General features: G+C 32.3%; 17 protein-coding genes. 7 read left to right on the top strand and 10 right to left on the bottom strand.

Annotation, left to right across the window (positions count from 1 at the left end):
- Positions 1–68 precede the first annotated feature (68 nt).
- The 10 genes from HNR32_RS13335 to HNR32_RS13290 all read right to left on the bottom strand — a co-directional run bounded on the left by HNR32_RS13335 (position 69) and on the right by HNR32_RS13290 (position 5,278).
- On the bottom strand, positions 69–350 hold the full coding sequence (locus HNR32_RS13335; RefSeq protein WP_183863485.1) for a hypothetical protein: 282 nt from the start codon (positions 348–350) through the stop codon (positions 69–71).
- A 48-nt stretch (positions 351–398) separates the two neighbouring features.
- Positions 399–662 carry a hypothetical protein gene (locus HNR32_RS13330; RefSeq protein ID WP_183863483.1) on the bottom strand — a complete coding sequence of 88 codons (264 nt, stop codon included), beginning with the start codon at positions 660–662 and terminating at the stop codon, positions 399–401.
- Positions 663–803: 141 nt separating this feature from the next.
- Positions 804–1,331: a Holliday junction resolvase RecU gene (locus HNR32_RS13325; RefSeq protein WP_183863481.1), complete on the bottom strand. Its 528-nt coding sequence runs from the start codon at positions 1,329–1,331 to the stop codon at positions 804–806.
- A gap of 1 nt (position 1,332) precedes the next feature.
- Positions 1,333–1,497 (bottom strand): hypothetical protein, encoded by a 165-nt coding sequence (locus HNR32_RS13320; RefSeq protein WP_183863479.1) that lies wholly within the window; start codon positions 1,495–1,497, stop codon positions 1,333–1,335.
- A gap of 130 nt (positions 1,498–1,627) precedes the next feature.
- Entirely contained in the window at positions 1,628–2,614 is a 987-nt protein-coding gene (locus HNR32_RS13315) for a ParB/RepB/Spo0J family partition protein (RefSeq protein WP_183863477.1), read from the bottom strand.
- Between the two features lie 44 nt (positions 2,615–2,658).
- Entirely contained in the window at positions 2,659–3,435 is a 777-nt protein-coding gene (locus HNR32_RS13310) for a ParA family protein (protein WP_183863475.1), read from the bottom strand.
- 13 nt (positions 3,436–3,448) lie between these two features.
- Complete coding sequence (locus HNR32_RS13305; protein WP_183863473.1) at positions 3,449–4,210, bottom strand: rolling circle replication-associated protein; 762 nt, start codon at positions 4,208–4,210, stop codon at positions 3,449–3,451.
- Positions 4,211–4,482: 272 nt separating this feature from the next.
- Complete coding sequence (locus HNR32_RS13300; RefSeq protein ID WP_183863471.1) at positions 4,483–4,764, bottom strand: hypothetical protein; 282 nt, start codon at positions 4,762–4,764, stop codon at positions 4,483–4,485.
- Positions 4,736–5,080 carry a hypothetical protein gene (locus HNR32_RS13295; RefSeq protein WP_183863469.1) on the bottom strand — a complete coding sequence of 115 codons (345 nt, stop codon included), beginning with the start codon at positions 5,078–5,080 and terminating at the stop codon, positions 4,736–4,738. Before HNR32_RS13295 ends, HNR32_RS13300 begins: the two co-directional genes overlap by 29 nt.
- A gap of 39 nt (positions 5,081–5,119) precedes the next feature.
- Positions 5,120–5,278 (bottom strand): hypothetical protein, encoded by a 159-nt coding sequence (locus tag HNR32_RS13290; protein ID WP_183863467.1) that lies wholly within the window; start codon positions 5,276–5,278, stop codon positions 5,120–5,122.
- A gap of 151 nt (positions 5,279–5,429) precedes the next feature.
- Between HNR32_RS13290 and HNR32_RS13285 the strand changes: the two genes are divergently transcribed.
- The 7 genes from HNR32_RS13285 to HNR32_RS13255 all read left to right on the top strand — a co-directional run bounded on the left by HNR32_RS13285 (position 5,430) and on the right by HNR32_RS13255 (position 8,882).
- Positions 5,430–5,987, top strand: a complete 558-nt coding sequence (locus tag HNR32_RS13285; RefSeq protein WP_183863465.1) for a helix-turn-helix domain-containing protein — start codon at positions 5,430–5,432, stop codon at positions 5,985–5,987.
- Between the two features lie 192 nt (positions 5,988–6,179).
- Positions 6,180–6,521, top strand: a complete 342-nt coding sequence (locus tag HNR32_RS13280; protein ID WP_260162785.1) for a DUF4258 domain-containing protein — start codon at positions 6,180–6,182, stop codon at positions 6,519–6,521.
- Positions 6,518–6,751: a type II toxin-antitoxin system MqsA family antitoxin gene (locus tag HNR32_RS13275; protein ID WP_183863463.1), complete on the top strand. Its 234-nt coding sequence runs from the start codon at positions 6,518–6,520 to the stop codon at positions 6,749–6,751. Before HNR32_RS13280 ends, HNR32_RS13275 begins: the two co-directional genes overlap by 4 nt.
- A complete protein-coding gene (locus HNR32_RS13270) occupies positions 6,741–6,905 on the top strand; it encodes a hypothetical protein (protein WP_183863461.1) in 165 nt (54 codons plus the stop codon). The genes HNR32_RS13275 and HNR32_RS13270 overlap by 11 nt, the downstream gene beginning before the upstream one ends.
- Positions 6,906–7,023: 118 nt before the next feature.
- Complete coding sequence (locus HNR32_RS13265) at positions 7,024–8,058, top strand: exonuclease domain-containing protein (protein WP_183863459.1); 1,035 nt, start codon at positions 7,024–7,026, stop codon at positions 8,056–8,058.
- Between the two features lie 55 nt (positions 8,059–8,113).
- Positions 8,114–8,440 (top strand): SWIM zinc finger family protein, encoded by a 327-nt coding sequence (locus tag HNR32_RS13260; RefSeq protein ID WP_183863457.1) that lies wholly within the window; start codon positions 8,114–8,116, stop codon positions 8,438–8,440.
- On the top strand, positions 8,412–8,882 hold the full coding sequence (locus HNR32_RS13255) for a hypothetical protein (protein WP_183863455.1): 471 nt from the start codon (positions 8,412–8,414) through the stop codon (positions 8,880–8,882). The genes HNR32_RS13260 and HNR32_RS13255 overlap by 29 nt, the downstream gene beginning before the upstream one ends.
- Positions 8,883–9,015: the final 133 nt, after the last annotated feature.

Raw genomic sequence — 9,015 nt, 5'->3', positions numbered from 1 at the left:
AATAATTATAAAGTTATAAAAATGCCGCTAGTCCTTGTATGTAGAATACAGGATTAACGGCATTTTTTCTATACACTATTTGATTGATCGCTTACATTATTTAAACTATCACCAATAATCTTATTGGCTTTTGCTATCCCCTCTGCTCTTATAACTTCCGCATTTGCTAGTGATTTTGCAGACTCTTCTTTGGCTTTAGCTTCTTGTATTGCTATTTGCCTATTTTGCTCCGCCCGTGCTAATTCTGCCTCACCAGCTTTATTTTGCTGCCATACTGAATATGTTGGACATCCCACCATTAATACCCCAATAATTACAACTACACCTATAATGCCTGTGTCAACTTTCATTTTTTGCCCCCATTTATATTAATAAAATGTACACCTGAACCAATTTTTTTACATTGCTGCCTTTAACATTAACAGCTCTATCTGACTTGCCTTATCAATCTTTTCCTTAAATATTTTTTTCGATTCATCTAAAAGCACCTGCTTTGATACTTTTATTGAATCTTCAATTTCTTCTTTTGTCGCTATTTTTTTAGCTATTAATATTTGTGATACTCCTTCTGTTATAGCTACTAAATTTTGTGTCGTATCATTTTTAGCTTTGTTTATCATGTATTCTAATAATTCTTCTCTTATTTTATTTATATCTTCCATATTTATTACCTCACTTAATATTTTTTATTATATTTACAAAAGTCATTTTTATAGCTTTTTTCTTTTTCCTATATCGCTTACATATATGCTTAGGCTGTTGCATTCTAAACATTATGCGACGAATAGGATTAATTTTTATATTCATGCGCTTTCCTTCAAAAGTATGCTGCCACCATTTCGATAATCTAAAAACAACGCACAATTCAAATCTTCTTTTACTCTATGCTGTTGAACATCAGCTTGCGTTACATAGCACCGCCCATAATATTTCTTCATATCCCTCCATTTTTCATAAGGCATCATAAATGTTTGGTCTTGTATCCCAAAGCAAACAAATGTATCAGCTCCCATTCGACTGGATAATTCTAATACTTCTACTTGCTTATCTGATAATGCATCTTTTTTTATACGATTATTTGATGTATATTTGGCTTCAAACACAATTGATGCTCCGCCCATGAGCGTCCCACAAAAATCCGGCTGTGCTTTTGATACGAATTGTCCTGTAAATCTTCCCCTTGTATCTTTTTTAAGACATCTAAAAGGTTCTGGCGTCTTATGTATATCTGCTCGGTTTTTCATACAATAATACTCACATGCTGCCAATATCCGCCCCTCAAACAATTGCCCTTGAGCATTGTTTACTCTGGATTGATAACTTCTATTCATTTTATTCCCTCGTCTCACTTTGCTTATTTAAATTACAATAGATTACATGTGCCAATTTTTCTATTTTAGTTACCGGTCTTATATACTTTATAGGTATTTGTTTTACTATATTACCTGCCCATCTTGTCGATGGGCGTTTTGGCATATTATCAATTATCGTTCGCATAAATTCCACTCCAATTCCAAATACGTTGCTGACCTTTAGCTGGCATTGGCACTTTTACATCCTCTTGTTTCTACGGTCTTATTACCATAAGCTATAAGACTTGCCCACGGTTCTATTATTGTTATAGCTTTCATAATTTTACTCCTGACTGAATGCATTCTTTGACATAATGACAAATCATATTTAAATCAATCATATAATTGTTATCATCTACTAAAATATAAGCAAATAACGATTTAGTATCCTCGTTATAGCCAATATTAAATGATATATTTTCTTTTTCTACACCGCCCACATAACCATCATAAGAAGGAATCTTTTTATACGATAATATCTCCTGTTTCTTTTCATTGGTATTGATCTGCTCTCCAATTCTGGGAGGTTCTGGTGTAGTTGGCAATAATGACTGTGGCTTTTCTAATTCACTGGCTTTTGGTGCCGGATTTTTTTCATGCAATTTTTCCTGTTCTTCTTTAGGCTTGGATGCAAGCTTATTGGCAGCTGATATACTTAATTTTCCTTTTTCTAATTCTTTTTTATAATCATCCGATAAATTCTTATTAATATTCTTTGCCCGACCAACAGCACTTTTACTTATATTGAGTTTTTCGGCTATCAGTTCATCAATCCGCCCAGACGTTTTTTCACCGCTTGCCTTTAACTGTTTATATAAAGCATCAAGCCTTGTAATCTGCTGTACTTTTTCCCAATCGTTTAATTCACGAGAGGTTACATTTGACATAATAAGATTTATTTCGTTCTTTACCTCATTAATTTCATTTGGATTTTCCGAATTCACTTGGCTTATTATTGCCGGTATAAATTGAAATTTATCATGTCCTTCACTAACTAAGCGATAGCATATTTCACGGCGACGATGCCCACTTATAATTTGAAATTTACCATTATCAAGCTGTTTAACAATGATTGGGCTTTCTATTCCACGCTCCAATACATCAGCAAATAACAACTCATTTTTTTTTTCTATATCTTCATCGCCTGATACACGATAAAAGTTTTGTATATCGCTTGCCAGGTCATTTATATTGATCATCTTTATTTCTGGCACTTTATTATCATTTTTTTCGCCTAATGCAGCAATCATTGAAAATCCCATTTCACTTCTCCTTTTGTCCCCAACTTGGGGACATTTTTTATTTACTAAATTTCTTCTAGCAATTTACGATAATCACAAGCCGCATTGCTATTTTTACAGGCAAATTCTAAAGGTTTACGGCTAAATGTAGCTTCTTTTACCTTCACTGTATGCCTAATAGCAGTATCATAAACTTTATGCTTAATCCCGCCTGTAAGCTGACCATTTTTAACATACTTAAATGTTTCATTATCTACTCGTGCACGTTTATTAAATTTTGTAAATAAAATACCGCCCAATCTCAATTCATTAAAGCCTGCCCTATTTGCTTCTGTAATCTGATTTATTACTTCATTTGCTCCGTCTATACTGAGCTTATCTGCTTCAACAGGAATAATAACCTTATTGCTGGCTAACAGTGCCGAAACAGTAAGCGGCGTTATATTAGGCGCATTATCAATCAATATCACATCATAATGTTGTACGATATTTTCAATAATATTTTTGTATAAATTTAATTGCTTATCTGTTTTTTGCTTACTCAACTCAATGTTACAGGTTGATAAATTCATATCACTTGTTAAAATATCTACCCGCTTATATTGTGTATGCTGCGGAATTATAGGTAATATAGAACCGTCCATAACTTCAGTAAAAATCTGCGGCAAATTCTTATCATTTGTCTTTTGTATCTGAAAAAATGAACTAGCATTTCCCTGTGGGTCATTATCTATAATCAATACTCGTTTGTTTTGCTTTTCTGCAATTAAATAGCCTAAGTTCACTGTCGTTGTGGTCTTTCCTATACCGCCCTTTAAATTCATAATGCTAATTATCATCATCCATAACCTCCATTTATTTTTTACCGTCCCTTTTACTGACTGGCGGTAGTTTTACATATACGGTGTACTGCATCGGATAACCGTAAGCTGTATAGCCAATATAGCTACGCTCTTTGTCGATATAATAGCCCGGTCTTTCTACCGGCTCTTTTTTCCACTCATGTGCTTTTACGACTTTTGCTTTTATATCCTGTACTTTTAAATTACGGCTGGCACAATAGCGCTTTTTATAAATTGGATCATCACTGTAAAATGTTTCCTCAGAATTTTTTACAATGTAATTTGCCAGCTTGTAATAATCACGCATCTGACTCAACGGTTGAAATCCTGTTTTAACCCACTCTCCATTATTGACTATATCCGCCCAAACCTTTTGAATTTCTGCTATATCAAATTTAGGCATTACTATATGGATGTGAGCCGCGCCGCGTTTTCCTCTGCCGGCCGAATAAATATACTTGAAATCTTTGCAAGCTTTTTTATATCTGCTTTTCATACGAGCCAAGAACGTTGTCATGCTTTTTCTTATTTCTGCTGTACTAGGTCTTACTTTATGCGGCCATGTAAGTAGCACCCATAAATCACCGGGGCTAAAGTTATCATCCAGCAGCCGCCAACACTTTTTTACATTATTCTTTGACTGCCACCGAAGTTGCTCAGGTGGTGTCTGTCCTATTGGTTTACTATTTCTTTTGCTTTTACCATATCTGCCATTTAGATATTTAGTATCTTCAATGATTATTCCGTGCCTTAATATCTTCCTCAAATACGACATATATTTTCACCTTTTAATTTTTATTCTTTAAGGCCTTAATCCCTTATAAAACAAATACTTTAATACTTTATATATTTATTAAAATAATATGTTTAACAAGTGGTTAAAATAGGCAAAAAGCCTATAAAAAATCGCCGTATCATGGTATAATGTTTATAGTGTTTACTTAGATACGGCAGGCGTTGTGCAACCAACGTTTTGCAATATTATGAGCTTGGTTTTGATACCAAGCTCTTTTTTTATTGCTTGTTTTAATTATTATCATTTTAATATTATTTTTCATACTCATTTATATCTTCTGCGGCTGCCAATATTATGCTAGGCGGCAACGTTAAAGTATGTGTTAATTCTTCTTTTTTAGTATCACGATCATACTCGGCTTGGAATAATACATATAAATTAATTTGTTTTGAATAGGGGCTTTTTATCAACATATCTAAATGCTCATAACTCCCTATTATATTTATTTTAATTTTTAAAATTTCATGGTGTGGATATTGCTGTGGTAATAATTTATTTAAGATTTTATAGTGCTTTGGAATTTCTAATATCACTTTTACGACCACCTCTCTGTAATTTATTTATAGTGGCAATATACTCAGCACCACTTTTTATGGATATTGCCGGTCTTTTAGTCGTACCAATTTTGCTTGCACTTTTATCTTCTTTAGTCATAGCTTTATTTTTTAACTTTTGCATATTATTATTCATATGCTCCAACAACGCTACATCTGCTTTGTCCGGCCAGATCAGATAAAAAACACCATTTCTAAGGTGCGGAATAATCCCTTGATTACAATATTTCTTTACTACCTTTACATCCAGTCCGCAGTGCTCCGCATATGCCGCTGCAGATATTGCTTTTTGCATAAACTCACCTACTTTCCATTAATATCACCGCCTGATTTCTCAGGCGGGTTGTTGGGAGCGTTCGAGTTTTGCTCCATCAAGAAGACCTTTGGCATAGCTTTGGGCAGCTACCAATAAAACATTTGGATTTTTACCATTGCGAATAGCTTCAATAATTTCCATTGTTTCTAATTCAGCCTTTTTTCTTTCGTCCATCATTTTTATCACCTCGCTACCAAATTTATATTGTTCTTGGTTCTGTAAGTCCATATTATCATTATTTTTTGGTTTTTTAAATCCTTTTTATTTGTTTTTTGTACTTGTAAAACCAAAATTAAAATGATATTATTAAAACGAAGGTGGTGATAAAGTGAAAGAACGATTAAAAGCTATAAGAAAATCATTATCGCCAAAAGTTTCTCAAGAAAAATTTGGTATAATGTTTGGAGTTTCAAGAAATGCCATAAAAACCTATGAACTTGGAACCGTTATTCCATCAGACACTTTTATTCAATTACTTTGTTCTAAATTAAATATTAATGAAGAATGGCTGCGTACTGGCACTGGTGAAATGTATATCAAAAACAATGATTCTTTATTTGAAGAATTTGCACAAAGATATAATTTATCACCAGCCGAGCAGGAAGCTGCACGTTATTGTTTGCAGCTAACATCTGAGCAGCGACAGGAAGTACTTAATCACATTGTTGGTCTTGCCGATGCAATTAAATCTGCACAGGTAATTGCTCCTGATTTTACTCATCATTCTGAATCAAAAAGCGAAGATGTCGAAAATGACGACATTGAGAATGATGAAGAATTTCAACAGCGTATGGATATTCTTAAACAGGAGTATCGTGCCGAAAAAAGGGAAAAAACATCAGAGGAATCCACCTTTTCGCGCAAGACAAAAGGAAAACGGGCATAAAAAAACCGCCCGTTATTCTGGGCGGTAACTTACATATACATATCGTCAGGGAAGATACATATTCGTCAAGGAGGAATTTATATGAGGTCTTTTGAATACGAATATAATATTAACGATAATTTTCTTTAGTTAATTTTACTTAATATAATAAAAAAGCCGCCCATATTGGGCGGTCAAACTACAGATAAAGGAATGAATATATTGTCTTGTGAAAATATAAATATGCAGAAAATGAAAAACCTCTGCACCGCTGGTGCATTACGCTGGACAAATCATGTGCTTACAAGATTATTTCAGCGAGGAATAAGTACTAGTGATATAGAAAATGCTATTATGCATGGTGAAATAATTGAAAGCTACCCTAATGATTATCCTTATCCCAGCTATTTGGTATTAGGAATTGCTATTGACTCCAAATATATCCATGTCGTATGCGGTATAGGTGATACTGAATTATGGCTTATTACAGCATACTATCCAGATATTAATAAATGGGATGCAAGCTTGAAAATTCGAAAGGAGAATGACAAATGAATTGCTTAATGTGTAAAGGTGAACTAGAAAATCAAAAAACTACCTATATGGTTGATTTAGGAAATTGCATTGTTATTGTTAAAAATGTGCCATCACAGGTATGTTCTCAGTGTGGTGAAATCTCCTACAGCAATGATGTTGCTAAAGAATTAGAAAAAATTGTTAATACTTTGCGTTCTGCTTTAACCGAAATCGCTGTTGTAAATTATCCTGATAAAAATGTTGCCTAAAAAAGATTCTCAAAAACCTGCAACTACTATTAACAATAATCCTTTGGTGCAAACAAGTAAAAACAATCCTGCTCTTGCTAAAAAAATACGCCAAGCATCTAAAGAAATTCTAAAAAAGAACTATAAACTTTATAAAAATCTTGAAAATAAGTAAACTATATAAAACCAGTATACTTCATTGTCAAGAAGGAATTAGAAAAATTTCCTTGGAATTAATAATAATTAAGGCATTTATCGGCCTTTTATTATTTTATTTCAAGGAGTGAAATTATATGTCTATTAATATCTCTTTTTCTGATGGTGAATTTAAAATTGCTACAAATACTAAAGGTTCTCCCAAAAGACAAAAAGGAAACTCTTTTTTAGAATTCCCAAAAGATTATACTATTATTGATTTAGAAACAACGGGATTTGATGCACGTTATGATGAAATTATCGAAATAGGTTGTATAAAATATCGTAACAACAAGGAAGTTGCAAAATTTCAAACATTGATTCAACCAGCGCCATCATATGAATATGACGATAACGATAATAAAACTGCTATGTATTATGTTGATGATTTTATAAGCGAATTAACTGGTATTACTAATGAAATGTTAGTTTCTGCCCCTCGATTTGAAAGCATATCAAATGATTTACAAGCATTCCTAAAAGACGAGCTATTGATGGGACATAATGTAAATTTTGATATTAATTTTTTATATGATTATTTTCTTAAATATAATGAATATATTTTTAGAAATAATTTCGTAGATACGCTTAGATTAAGTCGTCGTGTTCTCCCTGAATTGCCTAATTATAAATTAAAAACAATTGCAGACTACTACGATATTACCAATACATATCATAGGGCTTTAGCTGATTGCCAGACTACATATCAAATTTTCACACAGTTATCCCAAAAAGCACATGCTGAAAACATTGATCTGACTTTATCTCCAAAACACAAAAAAAATGATTTGAGAAAAATAACTCCTGATTCAACAACCTTTGATTCTGATAATATTTTTTATAATAAAAATTGTGTGTTTACTGGAAAATTAGAAAAGTTTGAGCGAAAAGTAGCTGCTCAATTAGCTACTAATATCGGTGCACATTGTGAAAATGGTGTTACTAAAAAAACTAATTTTTTAATAATTGGTAGTTTTCAGGATGTTGTATCTGTAAAAGATAATAAAAGTAGTAAAATCAAAAAGGCTGAGAAGCTTATACTTGAAGGACAAGATTTACAGATTATAAGTGAACATACTTTTTATGATTATATTTCTGAAGAATTAGAAAAACAACAAGAAAAAAACGATTAATAATGGTTATATGTTACCCATAAAATACCGTTTTCATGACAAGGAGTGTTGTTACATGAATTTCTGGAACCAAGATAGTCTTAGTTTACATCAAAGCACTGAGCAAATGAAAAAACAAATTAGTTTATCCAGTCTAAAATCACAAAAAATTAACAAAGATACTCGCACAGCGCTTATTTCAGATGAAGATGAAAATATATTTCAAACATCTTTAACTGAATGTACTTGTAGTGATTTTCAAAGAGATCATTTGCCATGTCAACATATGTATCATTTAGCAAATAAATTAAAATTATTTGTTATTCGAAAAAACAAACGTAGTAATAATCTTATTGCTGATTTTTCTTCCGGTTATGCTGGCAATTGGTTTTTTTGCTATTAAGAGGTGCTTTTTTTCATCTTTAGATATTGTATTAACAGATCGCACTGTTAGTATTGCTAATCAAAAAATACGAAAACCTTTTTGGACTCAAGGGAAATTTTATAATTTTGATGAAGGTTATGTATTTTATGATAATAAAGCTGCGTATGAATTGTCATGGGGCGATGCCTTAAAACAATTTAAATATACCCTTCTCATAAAAGAAGTCGTTCCGACGATTAATAAAGACATTATCATTTATGACAAAGATAAGATCGTAAGAAAATCTCTAATCAATTACGGCTCAATAAAATTTATTTTATCCAGCCCAACTGAAGATAAACAGTCTATTCAATCTATTGGTATGTATGATTGCAAACAAGATGATTTTGTTCACTTTCTTAAAACTGGGGTTTTAAACAGCATTGATACTTTAGATTTGAGAGGTGATTTCATCCAATAATATATGAAAATAAATAATGATTTATTTTCATTATCAATAATCGAGTAGGAGCTAAATAATTAGTTTATTTAGCGACCTCTCACACCACCGTACGTACCGTTCGGTATACGGCGGTTCAATAATTTAACGTAAA

Source organism: Pectinatus brassicae, from assembly GCF_014201835.1.
Lineage (GTDB): Bacteria > Bacillota > Negativicutes > Selenomonadales > Selenomonadaceae > Pectinatus > Pectinatus brassicae.
The sequence above is the reverse complement of the archived record's forward strand: the minus strand, read 5'-3'. Positions and strand labels throughout refer to the sequence as shown.

Excerpts from the sequence above, each read along its gene's own strand:
- HNR32_RS13335 (WP_183863485.1), bottom strand. The coding sequence starts at position 350 with ATGAAAGTTGACACAGGCATTATAGGTGTAGTTGTAATTATTGGGGTA.
- HNR32_RS13330 (WP_183863483.1), bottom strand. The coding sequence starts at position 662 with ATGGAAGATATAAATAAAATAAGAGAAGAATTATTAGAATACATGATA.
- HNR32_RS13325 (WP_183863481.1), bottom strand. The coding sequence starts at position 1,331 with ATGAATAGAAGTTATCAATCCAGAGTAAACAATGCTCAAGGGCAATTG.
- HNR32_RS13320 (WP_183863479.1), bottom strand. The coding sequence starts at position 1,497 with ATGCGAACGATAATTGATAATATGCCAAAACGCCCATCGACAAGATGG.
- HNR32_RS13315 (WP_183863477.1), bottom strand. The coding sequence starts at position 2,614 with ATGGGATTTTCAATGATTGCTGCATTAGGCGAAAAAAATGATAATAAA.
- HNR32_RS13310 (WP_183863475.1), bottom strand. The coding sequence starts at position 3,435 with ATGATGATAATTAGCATTATGAATTTAAAGGGCGGTATAGGAAAGACC.
- HNR32_RS13305 (WP_183863473.1), bottom strand. The coding sequence starts at position 4,210 with ATGTCGTATTTGAGGAAGATATTAAGGCACGGAATAATCATTGAAGAT.
- HNR32_RS13295 (WP_183863469.1), bottom strand. The coding sequence starts at position 5,080 with ATGCAAAAAGCAATATCTGCAGCGGCATATGCGGAGCACTGCGGACTG.
- HNR32_RS13290 (WP_183863467.1), bottom strand. The coding sequence starts at position 5,278 with ATGATGGACGAAAGAAAAAAGGCTGAATTAGAAACAATGGAAATTATT.
- HNR32_RS13280 (WP_260162785.1), top strand. The coding sequence starts at position 6,180 with ATGAATATATTGTCTTGTGAAAATATAAATATGCAGAAAATGAAAAAC.
- HNR32_RS13275 (WP_183863463.1), top strand. The coding sequence starts at position 6,518 with ATGAATTGCTTAATGTGTAAAGGTGAACTAGAAAATCAAAAAACTACC.
- HNR32_RS13270 (WP_183863461.1), top strand. The coding sequence starts at position 6,741 with ATGTTGCCTAAAAAAGATTCTCAAAAACCTGCAACTACTATTAACAAT.
- HNR32_RS13265 (WP_183863459.1), top strand. The coding sequence starts at position 7,024 with ATGTCTATTAATATCTCTTTTTCTGATGGTGAATTTAAAATTGCTACA.
- HNR32_RS13260 (WP_183863457.1), top strand. The coding sequence starts at position 8,114 with ATGAATTTCTGGAACCAAGATAGTCTTAGTTTACATCAAAGCACTGAG.
- HNR32_RS13255 (WP_183863455.1), top strand. The coding sequence starts at position 8,412 with ATGCTGGCAATTGGTTTTTTTGCTATTAAGAGGTGCTTTTTTTCATCT.